Origin of the sequence: Streptomyces olivochromogenes, assembly GCF_001514115.1 — a bacterium.
Taxonomy (GTDB): domain Bacteria; phylum Actinomycetota; class Actinomycetes; order Streptomycetales; family Streptomycetaceae; genus Streptomyces; species Streptomyces olivochromogenes.
In genome coordinates this window covers 24,574-44,432 of record NZ_KQ948456.1, presented here as the reverse complement: position 1 = coordinate 44,432, position 19,859 = coordinate 24,574, and the positions used below count along the sequence as shown (strand labels likewise).

Sequence of the window (19,859 nt, the reverse complement as noted above, 5' to 3'; positions counted from 1 at the left end):
GGAGGGCTCATGTCCCCGATTCCGTCGCTCCCCAGCATCCCCAGCAGGGATGACGTGCTGCGTATGGCACGCAGCACGACCGACATCACCGGCCAACTCCTCGACACGGCCGGGAACATCACCAGAATCGCCCTCAACACCTTCGACCCCCGGGACGGGTCGGGGGCGGAGGCGCTGCGTGTGCTCCGGGAGACGACGGCGGAACTGGCGGAGGCGAGTGCGTCTCCACAGGCGCAGGAGGCGTTCTACCGGATCGTGGACACGCTGACGCGGCTCGGGACGACCGGGGTGCCGCTCGCGGTGCATCCCGTGAGCCGGCCCGCACAGGCGTTGCTGGCCGCGCTGGGGGACAGTCTGCTGCCGATCCTCGACGCGGTGGAGCCCGCGGTGCAGGAGGCGGCCGACGCGTTGGGGGACTTGCTGGAGGCGGGGTCGCCGTTGCTGCCCGCGGTGGCCGGGGTGGCGGCGGGGGCGTTGCTCGCGTTGACGCCGGTGATACGGGCGGCGGCGGACGTGTTGCGCGACTCGTCGCCCGAACTCCGGCGTATCGCCGACGCGTTGACGTCGGCGCTGGCTCCGTTGCTGCCGCTTCAGGTGGCGCTGGCCGAGCGGGCGGCCGCGGCGGGGGTGGGGGTGGTGCGGGCCGCGCTGCCGCCGCTCGCCGACCTCACGGAGGCGGCGGCGGCCACGACGGGCGCGGTGCGGCCGGTGCTGATCGCCGGCGAGGAGTTCCTCGTCTCCGGCCTCGAACACCTGCAGCCTCTGCTCCTGGCGTCGGCGTCGCGGACGGGGCGGGTGGCTCGGGCGGTGGCGGTACGGGTGTCCGCGGCGGTGTCGCCTACGGCGGAGCGGGGGCTCGTGGTGGCGGTGACGCCGACCTAGCCGGATCTCCGCCTCCCGCCTGCGGCCGCGGCCCGGTGGGCGCGGGGGCTGCGCCGGGATTCGTTCGGCTGCGGGTCGGTGGGGGTTGGTCGCGCAGTTCCCCGCGCCCCTAAAAGCCTCGGCTCGTCCGGCGCTCAAGCCCAACGCCAAACCCCGCACTGCGCCATCCAGCCCGTCCGGCGTTTGAGGACGAGGCCGAAGGCCGAACCCCACCCACCCCGGCCCGCATCACTCAGCCCGTCCGGCGATTGAGGACGAGGCCGTTCAGGCCGATGGGGGTCCGGGGCGGAGCCCCGGTGGGGTGCAGGGGCGAAGCCCCGCGGGGGTGCAGGGGGCGTAGCCCCCTGGCGGGGTGGAAGGGGCGGAGCCCCTGGGGATGGGACGGGTAGGGGCGGCGGGGGCGAGCCCCGGTAAAGTTCGGGTCATGCGTGATCTCGGGGCGGGGTTCGGTTACCTCATACAGGGCCAGCGATGGGTGGCACGGCACGGGAAGCAGTACGGTTTCGGACTGCTGCCGGGCCTGATCACCCTCGTGCTGTACGCCGCAGCGCTCATCACCCTCGCCCTGTACGGCGAGGACTTCGTCACCTGGTCCACCCCCTTCGCCGACGACTGGTCCAGCCCCTGGCTGGGCCTCTTCCGCGGCTTCCTCACCGCCGTACTCTTCGCCCTCGCCCTCCTCCTCGCCGTCCTCACCTTCACCGCCGTCACCCTCCTCATCGGCCAGCCCTTCTACGAGTCGCTCTCGGAGAAGGTCGACAGGGACGTCTCCCCGGACGGCACGGCCCCGGAGTCCGGCCTCCCGCTCTGGCGCGAGCTGTGGATCTCCGCGCGAGACAGTCTCCGCATCCTCGTGCGGGCCGTTGTCTGGGGCGTCCTCCTCTTCGCCCTCGGCTTCCTCCCGTTCATCGGCCAGACCGTCGTCCCCGTGATCGGCTTCTTCGTCACCGGCTTCTTCCTCACGGAGGAACTGACCGCGGTCGCCCTCCAGCGCCGGGGCGTCGACCTCCGCGACCGCCTCACCCTGCTCCGCTCCCGCAAGACGCTGGTCTGGGGCTTCGGCACCCCGCTGGGCCTCGCCTTCCTGGTCCCGTTCGTCGCCGTCTTCCTGATGCCGGGCGCGGTCGCGGGCGCCACACTGATGGCCCGCGACCTGCTGGACGAGGAAACGGGCGAGCCGGACGACAGCCACGGCGACCACGACAACCACGGTGACCACGAACAACGCGCCGCCGTGTGACCTGGATCCGCACCGTGGCCGTCATCACGGTCCTCGCCGTTATCGCCCCGCCCCCCTGACGGCCACCGTCACGATCGCCCGCACCTGGGCGATGATGTCCAGCCGGTTCTGGACGAACTCGGGGTCCGTGACCGTCCCCGTCGCCGGGTCCGTGTTGCCCGTGCCGAACTGCAGTACGGGCGTGTGGACATGCCCGCCGGGCAGGCTGTCGTGCAGTCCGAGGCGGTCGCGCAGCAGCGTCGCACGATAGGCGATCTCGTTCGAGAGGTAGTCCCCGCCGCCCCCGGCGCGCGCCGTCGAACCCGGGGTCGGGCCGTCGGAGCGTACGACCGGATCGGTGCCGCCCGCCGGGATCTCGGTCACCGAGGTGTGGTCGTACACGGGGAAGCGGCCCGTGGCCGCGGCCACGATCTGCGCGTACGGGAGTGTCGTCGACGTCCATTGCGGCTGCGAGGCCGGGTCGGCGACGGGGATCGTCTCGGTGCGGGAGACGTTCTCGTTGTCGGGGAAACCGCCCCGCCAGGCCCCGTTGGTCCGCTCCACGTCGAAACGGCCGACGCGGCCCTGGCTCACCGTGGTGAACAGATCCACGCGCGGGAGCTGGCGGCGCAGCGTCCGCTCCACCGTGCCCTGGGCGAAGTCCTGCCAGCGGACCGGGAACACGGCGGTCTCGATGCGCGCCGGGCCGTCCGCGGTCTGGATCGTGGTGCCGTCGAGAGCGAGGGCGGTGGCCCCGGAGGGGTTGGAGATCCGGACGTCACGGTCCAGAGTGAACGGGTCGAACCCGGTGAGCAGGATCCGCTTCACGCCCTTGGCGCGCGGATAGCTGATGGCGTTCTCGCCACGCGAGTTCTCCTCCAACGCGGACAGGAGACTGGCACGTTGCGCGTCCGTGAGGCCGAACTCCGGTTCCCACTGCCGTACTTCGCGCGTCATCCCCAGCCGCGCCCAGTACAGCGGCCGGTCGTCGTCGCGGCTCAGGTCGCCGCCCGCCGGGCCCCGCCCCTGCGCCCGGTCGACGGCCCGCTGCCACAGCCGCGCCCCCTGCCGTACGACGACACGCTCGGCCTGCCCGAACGAGCCCGCCCCCTCCAGTGCCCGTGTGAACCCGGTGGCCACCGTGTCGAATCCGGAGCGCCGCAGGATCTCCTGGGGAGTGGCCTGGTCGAGGCGCTGTTCCTCGACGGTGGCGGGGGCCGCCGCTGTCGCCGACGCGGTGGGCGCCGCGGCCACGCCGCCCACCAGGGCCAGTCCGAGTGCGCCTGCTCCGAGCCGAACGCGTAGGTAAGTCAAGGGAGTTCATGCCTTCCGTCGCCGTGATGGGGGTACCCCCTGGTCGAGCGAAGCCGAGAGCTTGGGGGAGCTGCCGGACGGCGGCAGTATCGCGTGACGGAGGGGACGTACGCCATGAGGCGTGGCTCAGGTGGGCAGGTGGGTCGCCGCCTCCCGCAGTGCCCCAAGGAACGCCTGCGCCGCCGGTCCCAGTGACCGGCCCCGCACCGTCGCCGCGTACACCGCCCGCGCCGGCGCCTCCTCGTCGCGCACCGCAAGCAGCGCGATGTCCGGGCGTACGGACTCGGCGGCGAGCGCCGGGACCAGGGTCACCCCGAGCCCGGCGGCGACGTACCCCTGCTTGGCCGTCCACTCGGCCACGACATGCGCGACGCGCGGCCGGAAGCCGTGCCGCAGGGCCGCGTCCAGCAGGGTGCCCTCGGGGCGGGTGGACCCGGATATCCAGTCGGCGTCGGCGAGTTGGGGGAGGCGGACGGAGGACTCGGCGGCGAGCGGATGGTCGGCGGGGACGGCGACGTACAGGGACTCGTCGAGGAGGTGGTGCAGGGTGTACGGGTCCAGCGGCGCGCGGCTCGTCGTGGAGACGATCGCCAGGTCGAGGCCGCCCGCGGAGAGCCGCTCCAAAAGTACGGGCGTCAGGCCCTCCTCGCGGGTGAGCCGCACGCCCGGATGGCGCACGCGGAACGCGGCGATGGCGCGGGGGACGAGCGCGGCGTCGGCCGTGGCGAACGCGCCGAAGCGCAGCCAGCCGCCCGCGACCCGCCGCAGCGCGGCCAGTTCGCGGTTCGCGTCGTGCAGCCGCTCGACCACCGCCTCGGCGTGCGGCACGAGGACCCGCCCGGCCTCCGTCAGCCGTACGCCCCGGGGCAGCCGGTCGAAGAGCGGGGCTCCGCCGAGCGCCGACTCCAGCGAGGCGATCTGCCGGGACACCGCGGACTGCGTCCAGCCGAGGGTCCGCGCGGCCACCGTGAACGAACCGTGCCGGGCGACCTCCAGGAAGACCCGCAGCCAGGTGGCGGAGAGATCGGGTACGGCATGCGGGTTGAGCATGAGAGCCATGCTAGACATTCGCTTGTCGCATCACGTGGGCCCGCCTAGCGTCGAAGGCATGGAAAAGATCGCATTCCTCGGGCTCGGGCACATGGGCGCCGCGATGGCGGGCCGACTTCTCACCGCGGGATTCCCGCTGACCGTCTGGAACCGCACCGCCGAGAAGGCCGAGCCGCTCGTCGCCGAGGGCGCCACCCTCGCCGCGTCCCCGGCCGAGGCCGTGAGGGACGCGGACGTGGTGATCACCATGCTCGCCAACCCGGCCGCGCTCGACGCGGTCGCGGACGCCATCGTGCCGGAGCTTCGCCCCGGTACCACCTGGGTGGAGATGTCGACCGTCGGGCCCGACGTGGTCAAGGAACTCGCCGCCCGGCTCGGGGAGGGCGTGACCTTCCTCGACGCGCCCGTGGCGGGCAGCACCGACAAGGCGGCCGCCGGGCAGCTCGGCATCCTCGCGGGCGGCGACGCGTCCGGCGTCGAGCCGGTGCTCGCCCACCTCGGCACCGTCACCCGCACCGGCCCGCTGGGCTCCGGCGCCGCGCTCAAGCTCATCGTCAACACGGCCCTGCTCGGCGGGGTCGCCGTCGTCGCCGAGACCATGGCCGTCGCGGACCGGCTCGGCATCGACGAGAACGTGGCGCGCACCGCGCTCGCGAACGGCCCGCTCGGTGGTGCCGTCGGCCGCGCCTTCGCCGAGGACGTGTACTTCGCCATCCCGCTCGCCGCCAAGGACGTCGCCCTCGCCACGAAGGTCGCCGAACTCCCCGTACTCGAAGCGGTGTTGGAGCAGTACAAGAGTGCCGCCGCCGATCCCGCCGCCGCCGGCGCGGACATCGCGAAGGCCGTCGAACACATCCGCCGCTCCGTCTGAGAGGACCGCTCATGCAGATCACGCTCGACAACCCGCCCTCGGCGCCGGGGCCAGCCAACGGCTACTACTCCCAGGTCGCCCGGGTCGAACTGCCGGGCGCGGGAGCCCTGTTGTACCTCTCCGGACAGGTCGCGGACGGCGCCGACCTCACGGAACAGAGCCGCGGGGTCTTCGAGACCATCGACGCCCTGCTGAGGGCGCACGGGGCAGGCCTGGCGGACATCATCAACATCCGTACGTATCTGACGGACATCACCCAACTCCCCGCCTACGGTGCCGTGCGCGCCCAGTACCTCACCGGTGCCCCGCCCACCAGCATGACCTTCGAGGTCTCCCGTCTCTTCAAGCCGGAGGCCCTGATCGAGATCGAGGTCGTGGCCGCCGTGACGGCCGTACCGGCCCCGCGTGACGCACCCGGGCCGGAGTGATCCCTTGGCGCGGACAGTGGCTCAGGCGGTGGCGGTCGGGTTCAGTCCTCGCCGAGCAGTGCGAGGAAGTCCCGGAACGCGCCCGGCATGTCCACCGACTCCGGGTCCAGGAGCCACTGGAACTGGAGGCCGTCCATCACCGCCACCAGCAGCGGAGCGGTGCGCTCGGGCGTGAGCCCGTTGGGCAGCCGCTCCCCGTACTCGGCGCGCAGCACCGCCGCCATGCTCGCGCGCACCCGGGCGTACCGCTCGGTGAAGTACTCGCGCGCCGGGTGCCCCTCGGTGACGCTCTCGCCGAGCAGCGCCGAGAACGTCTGGATGATCCCGGGCCGCATGGCGTTGTACTCGACCAGTGAGGAGAGCAGGTCGACCCGCCACTGGGTGTCGGGCACGGCGTCCCACTGGTCCCGCTCCTTGAGCACCGCGACGAGCAGCGCGTCCTTCGTCGGGAAGTAGTGCAGCAGCCCCTGCTGGGTCAGCCCCACGCGTTCCGCGACCGACGCCATGCTCGCGCCCCGGTAGCCGCGCTCGGCGATCACCTCCAGGGCCGCCCGGACGATCTCGGCGCGCCGCTCCTCGCTTCTGGCCCTGGTGCTCATGGCGTCACCGTACGGCATGAGCATTCATGGAATGTAACGAAGAAATAACGAAACCTACTGCTCTACAGGTATCAGATGCAGGATGGACACACAGAACGGATTCACGGATTCACGGACTCAATGAGGAGGCACCGCGATGGCGGGAACGCGCACACCGGCCGACGAGGCCCGCGAGGCGGTCGTCGAGGCGGCCCTCGGCAAGCTGGACCTGGACGCGAAGACGAGGCTGCTCGCCGGGCAGGACATGTGGTCGCTGCCCGCGCTGCCCGAGATCGGCCTCAAGTCCCTCGTCATGTCCGACGGCCCGATCGGCGTACGCGGTGTCCACTGGACCGCCGACGACCCGTCGATCGCGCTCCCCTCGCCGACCGCGCTCGCCGCCACCTGGGACCCGGCCCTCGCCCGCCGGGCCGGCACCCTGCTCGCCCAGGAGGCCCGCCGCAAGCAGGTCCACGTCCTCCTCGCGCCCACCGTCAACCTGCACCGCTCCCCGCTCGGCGGCCGCCACTTCGAGGCGTACAGCGAAGACCCGTACCTGACCGGCGAGATCGGCTCCGGCTATGTCCAGGGCGTCCAGTCGGGCGGCGTCGGCACCACCGTCAAGCACTTCGTCGCCAACGACGCCGAGACCGACCGCTTCACGGTGAACAACCTGCTCTCCGAACGCGCCCTGCGCGAGCTGTACCTGGCCCCCTTCGAGGCCATCGTCGCCAACGCCCACCCCTGGGGCATCATGACCGCCTACAACTCGGTCAACGGCACCACGATGACCGAGCACCACCACCTCGTGAACGAGATCCTGCGCGGCGAGTGGGGCTTCGACGGCGTCAACGTCTCCGACTGGACCGCCGCCCGCGCCACGGTCGGCGCCGTCGAGGGCGGTCTCGACGTCGCCATGCCCGGCCCCCGGACCGTGTACGGGGAGGCGCTCGCCACCGCCGTCCGCGCGGGCGAGGTCGAGGAGGCCAAGGTCGACGAGGCCGTCCGCAACGTCCTGCGGCTCGCCGCCCGCGTCGGCATCCTGGAGGGCGCCGAGCCGGTCGTCACCGAACCGCCCGCGACGGTGGACGGCGAGGCCCTGGCCCGCGAGATCGCCCGCCGCTCCTTCGTCCTCGTGCGCAACCAAGGGGCTCTTCCGCTCGGGGAAGGGCGCGGCGAAGGAGGGCACAAGGTCGCCCTGATCGGCGCCGCCGCCCGCGACGCCCGCGTCCTCGGCGGCGGCTCCGCCACCGTCTTCCCTTCCCGGGTCGTCCCGCCCCTCGACGGCCTCACCGCCGCCCTCCCCGAGGGCAGCCTCACGTACGCCGTCGGCGCCGACCCGAACGAGGAACTCGCCGTCGCCGACAGGGGGTTCACCCTGCGGGCCGTCTGCCGCGACCGGGCCGGCACGGTCATCGGCACCGGCTCGGCCCCCAATGGCCAGATCCAGTGGATGGGTGACGACCTCCCCGAGGGCGTCACCCACGCCACCCTCCACAGCGTCGAACTGACCGGCACCTTCACCCCGCGCGAGAGCGGCACCCACACCCTCGGCATCAAGGGCCTCGGCGCGTTCACGCTCACCGTCGACGGCACCGTCCACTTCGACGACATCCAGCGCGGCACGAAGGACGACCCCTTCGAGGCGTTCTTCGGCGCCCCCGTCGAGCGTGCCCAGGTGGACCTCGTCGCCGGTGAGACGTACGAGGTGGCGTTGCGGCACGTCATCGTCGTCCCCGAGGGCGCGCCGCTGAAGATGATCGGCTTCGCGCTCGCCCACCAGGACCCGCGCCGCGACCCGGACGAACTCATCGCCGAGGCCGTCGAAGCCGCCCGCGCCGCCGACACCGCCGTCGTCGTGGTCGCCACCACCGACCGCGTCGAGTCCGAGGGCTTCGATCGCAAGGACCTCCGGCTGCCCGGCCGCCAGGACGAGTTGGTGCACGCCGTCGCCGCCGCCAACCCGAACACCGTCGTGGTCGTCAACGCCGGCTCCCCGGTCGAGCTGCCGTGGCGCGAGGAGGTCGCGGCCGTACTGCTCAGCTGGTTCCCCGGCCAGGAAGGCGGCGCCGCCCTCGCCGACGTCCTTACGGGCGCCCACGAGCCCGGCGGCCGGCTGCCCACCACCTGGGGCTCCCACGCGGCCGCCCCGGTCACCCAGGTGGTCCCGGCCGACGGCGAACTCCCGTACACCGAGGGCGTGTTCATCGGCTACCGCGCCTGGGAGAAGGAGGGCAGGACCCCCTCGTACGCCTTCGGACACGGCCTCGGCTACACCGACTGGACGTACGAGTCGATCGAGCTCGGCGGTGGCGACGCCGGTGCCGGTGCCGGTTCGGGTACGACGGTCACGGTCCGTGTCCGTAACTCCGGTGCGCGGGCCGGGCGCGAGGTCGTCCAGGTCTATCTGGCGCCCGTCGAGGCCGACGCCGAGCGCCCGGCCCGTTGGCTCGCCGCCTTCGCGGGCGTCGAGGCGGGCCCCGGCGAGAGCGTCGACGTCGTCCTCGCACTCCCGCGCCGGGCCTTCGAGGTCTGGGACGAGAGCACCGGAGCCTGGGTGTTTGTGAAGGGTTCGTACGAGGTTGCTGCGGGTCGCTCGATCGTCGACCGTCGGGTCGCGGCGACGATTAACGTCTGACGCGGGACGAGTCCACCCCGAGCAGCCCCGGTCCGGAACCTGACATCCGGATCGGGGCTCGTCGGTTCTCGGCCACCTGTGGCAGACTCGCGGGCCGGAACACGCCGGTTCGGGGGAGAACAACGCATGTACCCAGGTCAGCAGCCAGGTCCCTACCCACCGCAGGGGCCGTATCAGGGGCAGCAGCCCTACTACCCGCCTCCGCAGCAGGTCCCGTACCCGCCGCAGTACCAGCAGCAGCCCCAGGCCCCCCAACAGCACCTGGGCGAGGGCGAGATGCGGCTGGACCCCAACCTCACCCCCGACCAGCGGCAGCTGGTGGTGCGCATCCAGCAGCAGGCGAAGACGTACGCGTACGGCTTCGTCCTCGGCATCCCGCTGACCTTCGGCGGCGCCCACTACGGCATCACGCGGGCACCGATCGGTTTCGCGGCCACGGCCGTCGGACTGGTCGCCGTGGCCGTCGGCCTCTTCGCCATGGCACGGATGCGGGCCCTCAAGCAGCAGCTGCGCCTGATCACCCCGGACGCCTGGCGCTCCCCGGCCGCGCATCTGCCGGGCGCCCGCAAGGCCGCCACCCTCGCCGCGTACCTCAACGGCGTACTCGTCCTGCTGTCCCTCGGCGCCGCGGGCTATCTGCTCTACAAGGGCGCCGGATGGGGCGCGTACGGCAACTCGTTCGGCTTCGGCGCCCTGGTGCTCGGCGCGTTCGTCCCGTTCGGCATGGGCATCGCCGCCGCCACGACGATCCCGCAGCTGCTGCGGGTGATCCCGGCCGGTGCCAAGGTCGGCCGGAGCCTGTACTCGATCATCATGGTGCTGGCCACCACCGTGCTCGTGGAGGGGATCAAGGGCAAGTCCCCGCTCCCCGCGCTGATCGGCGCCGTGGTGGTCGCGGTCTGCCTCGGCGCGATGACCCTGCTGGGCAGGGCCACCAGGCGGATGCGCGGCGAGAGCGTCTGACGCCCGGTCGCCGGTCGCCGGTTACCGGTTACCGGTCGTCGGCTATTGGCCGCGGACGCCGAACCCGTACACGGTCTCCGACCGGTACACCCCGCCCGGCCGCAGTTCCGTGCTCGGGAACTCGGGCCGGTTGGGGGAGTCGGGGAAGTGCTGGGTCTCCAGCGCGACGCCGTCCCCGGGGGCGAAGGGGTCGCTCAGGTGCTCCGCCGTGTACAGCTGGAGCCCGGGCTCGGTGGTCGCGACCGTCAGCGTCCGCCCGGAGGACGGGTCGTGCAGCTCGGCGACCTCGACGGCGGTCTCCGTGAGCCCCTTGTCGAGTACGAAGTTGTGGTCGTAACCGGCGCCGACCTTCCGCGCCGTACGGAAGTCGAACCGCGTCCCGTCGACGGCGTCCAGCGCCCCGGTGGGGATCAGATCGGCGTCCACCGGCGTCAGCTGCGAGGCGTCCAGCCGGAGTTCGTGGCCGCCGGCGTTGCCCGTACCGGCCAGGTTCCAGTACGTGTGGTTCGTCAGGTTCACCACGGTCGGCGCGTCCGTGACCGCCTCGTACGCGATTCCCAACGCGCCCGCCTCGTCCAGCGTGTACGTCGCCGAGACCTCCAGACGGCCCGGGAAGCCCTCCTCGCCGTGCGGGGAGACCCGGGTCAGGCGCAGCCCGTGATCGACCGGCTCCGCGTCCCACACCCGCTTGTCGAATCCGCGCTCCCCGCCGTGCAGGGAGTTGGGCGGGTTGTTCTGCGCCAGGTGACAGGTGAGGCCGTCGAGGAGGAAGCGACCCCCGGCGATCCGGTTCGCGTACCGCCCGACCAGCGCCCCGAAGTACGGCCCCGTGTGCGTCAGATAGCCGTCGAGGTCGGAGAACCCCAGCACCACGTCCGCGCGCGCCCCGTCCCGGTCCGGGACCTCGACCGACTGGACGATCCCGCCGTACGTCAGGATCCGCACCCGCACCCCGGCGCGCTCCAGCGTCCAGCGGTGGACCGGGGTGCCGTCGGGAAGAGTGCCGAAGAATTCGCAGTGCATGATCGAAAGCCTAGGCCAAGGATCCGAACGAGGGGCCCTAGCTGACCGGCTTCGTCGCCGTCACCACCCGATAGGCCATCTCCGCGAGCCGCGCCTGTCCGTCCCTGCTCGGGTGGAACCAGTCCCAGTGGCTCAGCTGGTCCGTGCCGAAGCGGTAGTCGAAGACCGCGCCCCCGTCGAAGCGGCAGTGCTGGTCCTTGGCGCACACCTCTTTCAGGACCTGGTTGTACGCCTCCACCCGGTCCTGCACCGTCGTGCGCCGCCGCATCGCCGCCGTGGTCAGGGAGTCCGCGTCGCCGAGCATCGAGGGGCAGATACCCAGCTTCCAGATCTGCTTGCCCAGCGCGTTGTCCCGTCCCTCGGACCAGAGCCGCTTCAGATCCGGCACGCTCGACACGTACACCTGGGTCTTGGGCAGCGCCTCGCGCAGCGTGTCCATGGCGTCCTGGAACTCGGAGCGGAACTCGGCGACGGGGGTCATGGCCGACACCGACGAGCGGCAGGCGTCGTTCGCGCCCGCCATCACGGTCACCAGCTCCGGCTTGTTCGTGACGGCCTGTGCCATCTGGTCGGGGAGATCCGCCATCCTGGCACCGGTCACCGCGTAGTTCCAGCTGCGCTCGGCGGCCCCGGCCTGCCCGAGCAGCCGTACGGCGAGGCTCTTGACCTTCGTGTCGCTGCCGGTCGCCCAGGACACCTCCGGGCAGTCGGACAGCACGGTGCACGCGTCGAAGCCGCGGGTGATCGAGTCCCCGACCGCCGCCATCGACGTCGGGCTGCGGTCCCAGGTGGGGGTCGGCTTCGGGAGCGCCTTGGCCGTCGTGCCCCGGGGCGCCGGGGAGTTGTCACCGACGGCGTCGCAGCCGGCGACGGAGACGCCCAGGAGAGCCGCCGACGCGATGGCGAGGGCGGCCCGAGATCGATGACTCCTGTGACGCATCCCCTGGTCCCCTCGTTCGTCAAGCACGATTACTCAGCACCATCGCTCAGCACCATCGCTCAGCACCATCGCTCCGCACCATCGCTCCGCACCATTGCTCAGCACCATTGCTCCGCACCGATGCGACACGGTTGGCCGACACCCCGCAGTACGCGACCGGTCGCACCGCGTCCCCTTGGGTGAAACCTCAATGTTTCTGGGCGCTGGGACCGACGGTACGTCACACTCCTTGCGCCGCCGCACGGTAGCCTCGCCACGTGGCCGCCCTGCCACTGCCTTTCCGCTAAGTTACAAGATGTCTCGCTCTGTCCGGAGGCCCCAGTGACGACACGTGGAGTTCTCTACGTGCACTCCGCGCCCCGCGCGCTGTGCCCGCACGTCGAGTGGGCGGTCGCGGGCGTGCTCGGTACCCGCGTCAACCTCGACTGGATCCGGCAGCCCGCCGCGCCGGGCACCTGGAGATCCGAGTTCTCCTGGAAGGGCGAGGTGGGCACCGCCTCCAAGCTGGCCTCCGCGCTGCGCGGCTGGCAGATGCTGCGCTTCGAGGTCACCGCCGAGCCCTGCCCCACGGCCGAGGGCGAGCGCTACAGCTGCACCCCCGAACTGGGCATCTTCCACGCCGTCACCGGAATCCACGGCGACATCCTGATCCCCGAGGACCGTCTGCGCGCCGCCCTCCTGCGCTCCCAGCGCGGCGAGAGCGACCTGGAGTCCGACCTCGCCAAACTCCTGGGCAAGCCCTGGGACGACGAACTGGAACCCTTCCGCTACGCGGGAGAGGGCGCCCCGGTCCGCTGGCTCCACCAGGTGGTCTGACCTGACAACGGGCGTGCGGGGAAGCTTTTAGGGGCGCGGGGCTGTGACATATGCGGCTCCGCCGCGTGGGCGCGCCCAGCCCCCACCGCCCCGCCCCCGACCGACAAACAGATGTGGCCCGGACTCCGAGAGGGAGTCCGGGCCACACGTCGGTTCAGTACACCTACGGCCGAATTCAGATCGTACGGAACGCCAGCACCACGTTGTGCCCACCGAACCCGAACGAGTCGTTCAGGGCGGCGATGCGGCCCTCGACAGGCAGCTTGCGAGCCTCCCCGCGCACGATGTCGGCGTTCGCCTCGGCCTCGGGGTCGAGGTTCTCGACGTTGATGGTCGGCGGAGCGATCCGGTTGTACAGCGCCAGCACCGACGCCACCGACTCCACACCCCCCGCGCCACCGAGGAGATGACCGGTCATCGACTTGGTCGCGGAGACCGCCATGTGGTCGGCGTCGTCGCCGAAGACCTTGCGCAGCGCCTTCAGTTCCGCCACGTCACCGGCGGGCGTCGAGGTCGCGTGCGCGTTCACGTGCACGATCTCGGCCGGGTCCAGGTCGGTGTTGTCGAGCAGGTTCTGCAGGGCGTGGGAGATGCCACGCCCCTCCGGCTCCGGCTGCACGATGTCGTGGCCGTCGGCGGAGATGCCCTGGCCGACCGCCTCCGCGTACACCCGGGCCCCGCGCTTGGCGGCGTGCTCGGCGGACTCCAGGACGAGGACGCCGGCGCCCTCACCGAGGACGAAGCCGTCACGGGCGACGTCGTAGGGGCGCGAGGCGCCCTGCGGGTCGTCGTTGTTCTTGGACATCGCCATCATGTTGCCGAACGCGGCGATGGGCAGCGGGTGGATCGCCGCCTCCGTACCACCGGCGACGACGACGTCGGCGCGCCCGGTGCGGATCATCTCGATGGCGTAGCCGATGGCCTCGGCGCCCGAGGCGCAGGCGGAGACGGGGGTGTGCACACCGGCGCGGGCGCCGACGAGCAGGCCCACGTTGGCGGACGGGCCGTTCGGCATGAGCATGGGAACGGTGTGCGGGGAGACGCGGCGGACGCCCTTCTCCTTGAGCACGTCGTACTGGTCGAGCAGCGTCGTCACGCCACCGATGCCGGAGGCGATGACGGTGCCGAGCCGGTCCGGGTCGACGGAGGCGTCGTCGCCTGCCTTGTCGGTGAAACCGGCGTCGGCCCAGGCTTCCTTGGCGGCGATCAGGGCGAACTGCGCCGAACGGTCGAGACGGCGGGCCTGCGGGCGGGGGATGACCTCGCCCGGCTCCACGGCGATCTGCGCCGCGATACGGACCGCCTGGTCGGCGGCCCAGTCCTGCTCCAGGGCGCGGACACCGGACTTGCCGGCGACGAGGCCCTCCCAGGTAGAGGCTGCGTCGCCACCCAGCGGTGTGGTTGCGCCGATACCGGTGACGACCACGGTGCGATTGGTCGAGCTCACGGGAATTCTTTCTCCAAATACGAGGATTCAGCGGCGCCACCGCCGGGTGGCGGGGCAACGGACTGATCGGTGGACCGGGCCTGGCGAACCGGGCCCGATCGCTGGATCAGGCCTGGTGCTTGAGGATGTAGTCGGTCGCGTCGCCGACGGTCTTGAGGTTCTTGACGTCGTCGTCCGGGATCTTGACGTCGAAGCGCTCTTCGGCGGCGACGACGACCTCGACCATGGACAGCGAGTCGACGTCCAGGTCGTCGGTGAAGGACTTGTCCAGCTGGACGTCCTCGGTGGGGATCCCGGCGATCTCGTTCACGATCTCGGCGAGACCTTCGACGATCTCTTCCTGAGTGGCGGCCATGTCAGGCGCTCCTTCGGTGTGTATCCAGAGAGGGTTGGCGGTATTCCGTACGGACCGGATGATCCGGCACGGAGTGCCTAGGGGAGGGTAACGACCGTCGCGGCGTACACGAGACCCGCCCCGAAGCCGATGACGAGCGCGGTGTCGCCGCTCTTCGCCTCGCCGGTCGCCAGAAGCCGCTCCATCGCGAGCGGGATCGAGGCGGCCGAGGTGTTGCCGGTGGTGCGTACGTCACGCGCGACCGTGACGTGCTGCGGCAGTTTCAACGTCTTCACCATCGAGTCGATGATCCGCTCGTTGGCCTGGTGGGGAATGAAGACGTCCAGGTCGTCCGCGGTGATTCCGGCCGCGTCCAGCGCCTGCTGGGCGACCTTCGCCATCTCGAACACGGCCCAGCGGAACACCGCCTGGCCCTCCTGCGTGATTGCAGGGAACTTGATCTCGCCCTTGGAGTCGAGCGGAAGCTCCGACACGTCGCCGATGCGGAAACGGTCCCACGGCACGGTCTGCTTGATCGTGCCGGCCTTGTCGCCCTCGCTGCCCCACACGGTCGGGCCGATGTGCGGCTCCTCGGAGGGGCCCACGACGACCGCGCCCGCGCCGTCACCGAACAGGAAGGCCGTCGCACGGTCCTCCAGGTCGGTCAGGTCGGACAGCCGCTCCACGCCGATGACGAGGACGTACTCCGCCGAACCCTCGACGATCATGCCCTTGGCGAGCGTGAGGCCGTAGCCGAAGCCCGCGCAGCCGGCCGAGATGTCGAAGGCGGCGGCCTTCTGCGTGCCGAGCTTGTCGGCGATCTCCGTCGCGACGGCCGGAGTCTGGCTGAAGTGCGAGACGGTCGAGACGACCACGGCGCTGATCTGGTCGGCGTTGATCCCGGCGTCGGCGATGGCCTTGCCGGACGCCTCGATCGACATCGCGGCGACGGTCTCCTCGTCGGAGGCCCAGTGCCGGGTCTCGATGCCGGAGCGCGAGCGGATCCATTCGTCGGAGGAGTCGATCGTCTCGAGGATCACCTCGTTCGGCACGACCCGGACGGGACGGTAGCCGCCCACACCCAGGATCCGCGCGTACGGGGCGCCCTTGCTGGGCCTGATCTTCGACATGCTCTGTCGGCTCCTTAGGCGGAGGCGTGCTCGGCGATGAGCGCGCGAGCCGCGTCGAGGTCGTCGGGGGTCTTCAGCGCCAGGGTCTTCACACCCGGCAGCGCGCGCTTGGCGAGCCCGGTCAGGGTGCCGCCCGGGCAGACCTCGATCAGCGCGGTCGCGCCGAGTTCCTGGAAGGTCTCCATGCACAGGTCCCAGCGGACCGGGTTCGCGACCTGGCCGACCAGTCGCTGCACGACCTCGGCGCCGGTCGTGACGGCCTTGCCGTCCTTGTTCGAGACGTACGCGATCTTCGGGTCCACGGGGCTCAGGCCCTCGGCGGCTCGTGCCAGCGTCTCGACCGCGGGTGCCATGTGGTGCGTGTGGAACGCGCCGGCGACCTTCAGGGCCACCACGCGGCGGACGCCCTCGGGCTTGTCCGCCTCCAGGGCGGCCAGCTGCTCCAGCGTCCCGGCGGCCACGATCTGGCCCCCGCCGTTCACGTTCGCCGGGGTCAGGCCGAGCTTCTCCAGGTGCGGGACCGTGGTCTCGGGGTCTCCGCCGAGCAGCGCCGACATACCGGTCTCGGTGATCGCGGCGGCCTCGGCCATCGCCAGACCCCGGGTGCGCACGAGCTTCAGCGCGGTCGTGGCGTCGAGCACGCCCGCGAACGCGGCGGCGGTGATCTCACCGACACTGTGACCCGCGACGGCACCGGGGCCGAGCTCGGCGACGTCACCGAGCGCGGCGGCGGAGAGGAGACCGGCGGCGACCAGGAGCGGCTGCGCGACAGCCGTGTCCCGGATCTCGTCCGCGTCTGCCTGGGTGCCGTAGCGGGCAAGGTCGAGCCCGATGGCGTCCGACCACGCGGCGAGGCGGTCGGCGGCACCGGGGAGATCGAGCCAAGGGGTCAGGAAGCCAGGCGTCTGAGCGCCCTGGCCGGGAGCGACGAGTACGAGCACTCTCACACTCTCTCTTGTGGACGGCCACGGCCGCCCGTGGGGACAGGGACGAAGAACACGAAGGGGAATTGTAGAGCCCCGACAAAAGCCTAGGTTTGAGGATCCCCATCGGCCAGACGCCCCAGGATCAGCGCGATCCGTAGTGTGAAGGCGGATCGTACATCCGAAGGCGACCAACCGGTGACGTCAGTCACACGTCGGAGCCGGTAGCGCACGGTGTTGGGGTGAACGAAGAGCATCCGGGCCGCGCCTTCGAGGCTGCTCGCCTGTTCCAGATAGACACTGAGCGTTTCCAGCAGCGCGGAGCCGGCTTCTTCAAGCGGTCTGTAGATCTCCTCCACCAGTTGCTCGCGGGCCGAGGGGTCCGAGGCGATCGCGCGCTCCGGCAGCAGATCGTCCGCCAGAACCGGGCGCGGGGCGTCCTGCCAGGCGAAACACGCCTTCAGCCCGGCGGCGGCGGCCTGCGCGGAGCGGGTCGCGGCGAGCAGATCGGGCACGATCGGCCCCGCGACGACGGGCCCGGCGGCGTACGGCCCGATCAACGACTTCGCGACCCCGAGGGGATTGTTGTTACCCCCCGCGATGACCACGAGCCGGTCCCCGAGCACACCGGTGAGCACCTGCAGCTTGGCGTGCCGGGCCGCCCGCCGGATCGCCTCGACCGTCAGCTCGCTGTCACCGTCGGGCGCCGTACCCAGCACCACGCAGACATGTTCGGGCGAGTTCCACCCGAGGGCGGCGGCCCGGCTGACGGCACCCTCGTCGGCCTCGCCGGAGAGCACGGCGTTCACGACGAGCGATTCGAGGCGGGCGTCCCAGGCGCCCCGGGCCTCGGCGGCCTGCGCGTACACCTGGGCGGTGGCGAAGGCGATCTCCCGGGCGTACACGAGCAGCGCCTCGCGCAGTACGGACTCGTCTCCCGGGGCGGCGACCTCGTCGATCGCGCTCTCCATGACCTCGATGGTCGTCCGCACCATCTCCACGGTCTGCCGCAGGGTGATCGCCCTGGTCAGCTCGCGTGGCGCGGTCCCGAACACATCCGTGGAGATGGCCTGCGGGGCGTTCGGGTGCCGGAACCACTCGGTGAAGGCCGCGATACCGGCCTGAGCGACGAGCCCGATCCAGGAACGGTTCTCCGGTGGCATGGCCCGGTACCACGGCAGCGTCTCGTCCATCCGCGCGATGGCCTGGGCGGCGAGACTGCCGGAGGACTTCTCCAGCCGCTTCAGGGTCGCGGAGTGTGCGTGGATGTCGTGCGCTGGGCGCTCGGTGTTGCTGGATTCGGGTTCGGGCACGGGACAAGACTGCCTTATCAGGACGCAGGCGTGCGGCGGCGGGTCGCAAGTAGGCGGGGGGAGGGCCTGGGGCGGGTCTACGGTGTCCGTTGTGACGGACGTACGGCGACGACGGCGGAACGAGCGGATCTGATGGACGTACGGCGCGCGGACGAGCGCTACCACGGAGGTGACCCGGACGCCGGGATCACCTCCTTCCACGCCTTCTCCTTCGGACCGCACTACGACCCCGACAACCTCCGCTTCGGTGCGGTGATCGCCTGCAACGAGGAGTGGCTCGCGCCCGGCGCCGGCTTCGACGAGCACCCGCACAGCCACACCGAGATCGTCACGTGGGTGGTGGAGGGGGAGCTGACCCACCGCGACTCGGCGGGCCACGAGTCGGTGGTCCGCCCCGGGGACGTCCAGCGCCTCAGCTCCGCGGGCGGCGTCCGTCACGTGGAACGCAACGACGGCTCGGTCCCCCTCGTCTTCGTCCAGATGTGGCTGGCGCCGCTGTCACCCGGCGGCGAACCGTCCTACGAGGTCGTCCACGGCATCGCCGACTCCACGCCGTACGCCGTCCCCGAGGCCGGGGCGATGCTTCATGTGCGGAGGCTGGCGGCGGGGGAGCGGACGGCGGTGCCGGACGGCGGATTCGTGTACGTCCATGTCGTCCGCGGCGAAGTACTCCTGAACGGCGATGAGTTGGGCCCCGGCGACGCGGCCCGCATCACCGACTCCAAGGACCTGGAAGCGGTAGCGGGAGCCCCCGCGGAACTACTCCTGTGGGAGATGACCCCCACGATCTGACCCCCGGGCGGTTCTTCGGCTGCGGGCCGGTGGGGGCCGTTCGCGCAGTTCCCCGCGCCCCTAAGGCCGGGGCTGCGCCCCGGATCCCCCGCTCGTCCGATTCGTTTGGCTGCGGGCCGGTGGGGGCTGGTCGCGCAGTTCCCCGCGCCCCTAAAGGCTTTCAGCCTGTCCGGCGTTTGAGGACGAGGCCGTTCAGGCCGGGCGGGGGTTTGGGGGCGGAGCTCCCAAGGGTGGGACGGGTAGGGGCGGCGGGGGCGAGGAAAACGGTGGGATCAGGCTCGTAGGGCCGTCAGCACAGTGTCCGTGAACGGGGTCCACGCTTCCGCTGCCCAGGGGCCGAACGCGCGGTCCGTGAGGGCGACGCACGCCGCGCCCGCCACCGGGTCGATCCACAGGAACGTACCGGACTGCCCGAAGTGACCGAAGGTCCGGGGCGAGGAGGAAACCCCCGTCCAGTGGGGGGACTTGGAGTCGCGGATCTCGAAGCCGAGCCCCCAGTCGTTGGGGTTCTGGTGACCGTACCCGGGCAGCACACCCTTCGTACCGGGGTACTGGACGGTCATGGCCTCCAGGACCGTACGCGGGTCGAGCAGCCGCGGCGCCTGCACCTCGGCCACGAAACGCACCAGGTCCGCCACCGTCGACACCCCGTCCCTCGCGGGCGAGCCGTCCAGCGACGTCCTCGTCATCCCCAGCGGCTCCAGCACCGCCTGCCGCAGATACTCCCCGAAGGGGATGTCGGTCGCCTTGGCGACATGGTCCCCGAGCACCTCGAACCCGGCGTTGGAGTACAACCGCCGTTCCCCGGGCGCGGCCGTCACCCGGTGCTCGTCGAACGCGAGCCCGGAGGTGTGCGCGAGAAGATGACGAACCGTCGACCCGGCCGGCCCGGCAGGCTCGTCGAGCTCGATCGCCCCCTCCTCGTACGCGACGAGCGCGGCGTACGCGGCAAGAGGCTTGGTGACCGAGGCCAAGGGGAAGCGGTGGGTGACCGGCCCATGGCTCCCGAGTACCGCCCCGTCTGCACGGACGACGGCCGCCGCGGCCGTGGGAACGGGCCAGCTGTCGATCAACGTCAGGTTCACGTGTTTCCTTAGGTATCCGTAGTCATTCGTCATCTGTCGGCGTCATGCCATGTGGCGGTTTCGCGTGTGTGTGTGCGGGTCGAATGCGTGACCCTTTCCCGGGACTGTCGTTG

19 protein-coding genes are annotated in these 19,859 nt (G+C 71.4%); 8 read left to right on the top strand and 11 right to left on the bottom strand.

Annotation, left to right across the window (positions count from 1 at the left end; genetic code table 11):
- Nucleotides 1–9 precede the first annotated feature (9 nt).
- Nucleotides 10–882, top strand: coding sequence for a hypothetical protein (locus tag AQJ27_RS17955; RefSeq protein ID WP_235613465.1), 873 nt, complete (start codon nucleotides 10–12; stop codon nucleotides 880–882).
- Between the two features lie 424 nt (nucleotides 883–1,306).
- The gene (locus tag AQJ27_RS17950) at nucleotides 1,307–2,122 is read left to right on the top strand and encodes an EI24 domain-containing protein (RefSeq protein ID WP_067369515.1); all 816 of its coding nucleotides are present in this window, start codon (nucleotides 1,307–1,309) and stop codon (nucleotides 2,120–2,122) included.
- A gap of 39 nt (nucleotides 2,123–2,161) precedes the next feature.
- On the opposite strand, the gene AQJ27_RS17945 is transcribed toward AQJ27_RS17950, so the two are convergent.
- Together AQJ27_RS17945 and AQJ27_RS17940 are read right to left on the bottom strand one after the other, a co-directional pair.
- Complete coding sequence (locus AQJ27_RS17945; protein WP_067369507.1) at nucleotides 2,162–3,415, bottom strand: pyroglutamyl-peptidase I; 1,254 nt, start codon at nucleotides 3,413–3,415, stop codon at nucleotides 2,162–2,164.
- Nucleotides 3,416–3,541: 126 nt separating this feature from the next.
- Nucleotides 3,542–4,474 (bottom strand): LysR family transcriptional regulator, encoded by a 933-nt coding sequence (locus tag AQJ27_RS17940; RefSeq protein ID WP_067369504.1) that lies wholly within the window; start codon nucleotides 4,472–4,474, stop codon nucleotides 3,542–3,544.
- Nucleotides 4,475–4,523: 49 nt separating this feature from the next.
- Here AQJ27_RS17940 and AQJ27_RS17935 point away from each other — a divergent pair, with 49 nt between their 5' ends.
- On the top strand, nucleotides 4,524–5,336 hold the full coding sequence (locus AQJ27_RS17935) for an NAD(P)-dependent oxidoreductase (RefSeq protein ID WP_067369501.1): 813 nt from the start codon (nucleotides 4,524–4,526) through the stop codon (nucleotides 5,334–5,336).
- Nucleotides 5,337–5,347: 11 nt separating this feature from the next.
- A complete protein-coding gene (locus tag AQJ27_RS17930) occupies nucleotides 5,348–5,764 on the top strand; it encodes a RidA family protein (RefSeq protein WP_067369498.1) in 417 nt (138 codons plus the stop codon).
- Nucleotides 5,765–5,805: 41 nt separating this feature from the next.
- Here AQJ27_RS17930 and AQJ27_RS17925 read toward each other — a convergent pair whose 3' ends face one another.
- Nucleotides 5,806–6,381: a TetR/AcrR family transcriptional regulator gene (locus AQJ27_RS17925; RefSeq protein ID WP_067369496.1), complete on the bottom strand. Its 576-nt coding sequence runs from the start codon at nucleotides 6,379–6,381 to the stop codon at nucleotides 5,806–5,808.
- Between the two features lie 118 nt (nucleotides 6,382–6,499).
- Between AQJ27_RS17925 and AQJ27_RS17920 the strand changes: the two genes are divergently transcribed.
- Nucleotides 6,500–8,980, top strand: a complete 2,481-nt coding sequence (locus AQJ27_RS17920) for a glycoside hydrolase family 3 protein (protein ID WP_067369493.1) — start codon at nucleotides 6,500–6,502, stop codon at nucleotides 8,978–8,980.
- Nucleotides 8,981–9,106: 126 nt separating this feature from the next.
- The gene (locus tag AQJ27_RS17915) at nucleotides 9,107–9,943 is read left to right on the top strand and encodes a hypothetical protein (protein WP_067369488.1); all 837 of its coding nucleotides are present in this window, start codon (nucleotides 9,107–9,109) and stop codon (nucleotides 9,941–9,943) included.
- Between the two features lie 42 nt (nucleotides 9,944–9,985).
- On the opposite strand, the gene AQJ27_RS17910 is transcribed toward AQJ27_RS17915, so the two are convergent.
- Together AQJ27_RS17910 and AQJ27_RS17905 are read right to left on the bottom strand one after the other, a co-directional pair.
- The gene (locus AQJ27_RS17910; RefSeq protein ID WP_067369485.1) at nucleotides 9,986–10,966 is read right to left on the bottom strand and encodes an aldose epimerase family protein; all 981 of its coding nucleotides are present in this window, start codon (nucleotides 10,964–10,966) and stop codon (nucleotides 9,986–9,988) included.
- Between the two features lie 37 nt (nucleotides 10,967–11,003).
- Nucleotides 11,004–11,906, bottom strand: a complete 903-nt coding sequence (locus AQJ27_RS17905) for an SGNH/GDSL hydrolase family protein (RefSeq protein WP_067369483.1) — start codon at nucleotides 11,904–11,906, stop codon at nucleotides 11,004–11,006.
- Between the two features lie 321 nt (nucleotides 11,907–12,227).
- Here AQJ27_RS17905 and AQJ27_RS17900 point away from each other — a divergent pair, with 321 nt between their 5' ends.
- Nucleotides 12,228–12,722, top strand: coding sequence for a DUF3145 domain-containing protein (locus AQJ27_RS17900; RefSeq protein ID WP_067369479.1), 495 nt, complete (start codon nucleotides 12,228–12,230; stop codon nucleotides 12,720–12,722).
- Between the two features lie 175 nt (nucleotides 12,723–12,897).
- Here AQJ27_RS17900 and fabF read toward each other — a convergent pair whose 3' ends face one another.
- From fabF to fasR, 5 genes are all read right to left on the bottom strand, one after another.
- Nucleotides 12,898–14,169 (bottom strand): beta-ketoacyl-ACP synthase II, encoded by a 1,272-nt coding sequence (gene fabF / locus AQJ27_RS17895; RefSeq protein ID WP_054231011.1) that lies wholly within the window; start codon nucleotides 14,167–14,169, stop codon nucleotides 12,898–12,900.
- A 106-nt stretch (nucleotides 14,170–14,275) separates the two neighbouring features.
- Entirely contained in the window at nucleotides 14,276–14,524 is a 249-nt protein-coding gene (locus tag AQJ27_RS17890) for an acyl carrier protein (RefSeq protein WP_028800941.1), read from the bottom strand.
- A 77-nt stretch (nucleotides 14,525–14,601) separates the two neighbouring features.
- The gene (locus tag AQJ27_RS17885) at nucleotides 14,602–15,633 is read right to left on the bottom strand and encodes a ketoacyl-ACP synthase III (protein WP_067369473.1); all 1,032 of its coding nucleotides are present in this window, start codon (nucleotides 15,631–15,633) and stop codon (nucleotides 14,602–14,604) included.
- A gap of 14 nt (nucleotides 15,634–15,647) precedes the next feature.
- The gene (locus AQJ27_RS17880) at nucleotides 15,648–16,574 is read right to left on the bottom strand and encodes an ACP S-malonyltransferase (RefSeq protein WP_067369470.1); all 927 of its coding nucleotides are present in this window, start codon (nucleotides 16,572–16,574) and stop codon (nucleotides 15,648–15,650) included.
- An 89-nt stretch (nucleotides 16,575–16,663) separates the two neighbouring features.
- Nucleotides 16,664–17,869, bottom strand: coding sequence for a fatty acid biosynthesis transcriptional regulator FasR (fasR, locus tag AQJ27_RS17875; protein ID WP_067369466.1), 1,206 nt, complete (start codon nucleotides 17,867–17,869; stop codon nucleotides 16,664–16,666).
- A gap of 132 nt (nucleotides 17,870–18,001) precedes the next feature.
- On the opposite strand from fasR, the gene AQJ27_RS17870 reads away from it, so the two are divergent.
- Nucleotides 18,002–18,661 carry a pirin family protein gene (locus tag AQJ27_RS17870; RefSeq protein WP_079065056.1) on the top strand — a complete coding sequence of 220 codons (660 nt, stop codon included), beginning with the start codon at nucleotides 18,002–18,004 and terminating at the stop codon, nucleotides 18,659–18,661.
- A 272-nt stretch (nucleotides 18,662–18,933) separates the two neighbouring features.
- On the opposite strand, the gene AQJ27_RS17865 is transcribed toward AQJ27_RS17870, so the two are convergent.
- Nucleotides 18,934–19,746 carry a serine hydrolase domain-containing protein gene (locus AQJ27_RS17865; RefSeq protein WP_235613464.1) on the bottom strand — a complete coding sequence of 271 codons (813 nt, stop codon included), beginning with the start codon at nucleotides 19,744–19,746 and terminating at the stop codon, nucleotides 18,934–18,936.
- Nucleotides 19,747–19,859: the final 113 nt, after the last annotated feature.

Bases quoted from the DNA above. Each gene is read 5' to 3' on its own strand.
- AQJ27_RS17955 (WP_235613465.1), top strand. From the start codon at position 10: ATGTCCCCGATTCCGTCGCTCCCCAGCATCCCCAGCAGGGATGACGTG.
- AQJ27_RS17950 (WP_067369515.1), top strand. From the start codon at position 1,307: ATGCGTGATCTCGGGGCGGGGTTCGGTTACCTCATACAGGGCCAGCGA.
- AQJ27_RS17940 (WP_067369504.1), bottom strand. From the start codon at position 4,474: ATGGCTCTCATGCTCAACCCGCATGCCGTACCCGATCTCTCCGCCACC.
- AQJ27_RS17935 (WP_067369501.1), top strand. From the start codon at position 4,524: ATGGAAAAGATCGCATTCCTCGGGCTCGGGCACATGGGCGCCGCGATG.
- AQJ27_RS17930 (WP_067369498.1), top strand. From the start codon at position 5,348: ATGCAGATCACGCTCGACAACCCGCCCTCGGCGCCGGGGCCAGCCAAC.
- AQJ27_RS17925 (WP_067369496.1), bottom strand. From the start codon at position 6,381: ATGCCGTACGGTGACGCCATGAGCACCAGGGCCAGAAGCGAGGAGCGG.
- AQJ27_RS17920 (WP_067369493.1), top strand. From the start codon at position 6,500: ATGGCGGGAACGCGCACACCGGCCGACGAGGCCCGCGAGGCGGTCGTC.
- AQJ27_RS17915 (WP_067369488.1), top strand. From the start codon at position 9,107: ATGTACCCAGGTCAGCAGCCAGGTCCCTACCCACCGCAGGGGCCGTAT.
- AQJ27_RS17910 (WP_067369485.1), bottom strand. From the start codon at position 10,966: ATGCACTGCGAATTCTTCGGCACTCTTCCCGACGGCACCCCGGTCCAC.
- AQJ27_RS17905 (WP_067369483.1), bottom strand. From the start codon at position 11,906: ATGCGTCACAGGAGTCATCGATCTCGGGCCGCCCTCGCCATCGCGTCG.
- AQJ27_RS17890 (WP_028800941.1), bottom strand. From the start codon at position 14,524: ATGGCCGCCACTCAGGAAGAGATCGTCGAAGGTCTCGCCGAGATCGTG.
- AQJ27_RS17885 (WP_067369473.1), bottom strand. From the start codon at position 15,633: ATGTCGAAGATCAGGCCCAGCAAGGGCGCCCCGTACGCGCGGATCCTG.
- AQJ27_RS17870 (WP_079065056.1), top strand. From the start codon at position 18,002: ATGGACGTACGGCGCGCGGACGAGCGCTACCACGGAGGTGACCCGGAC.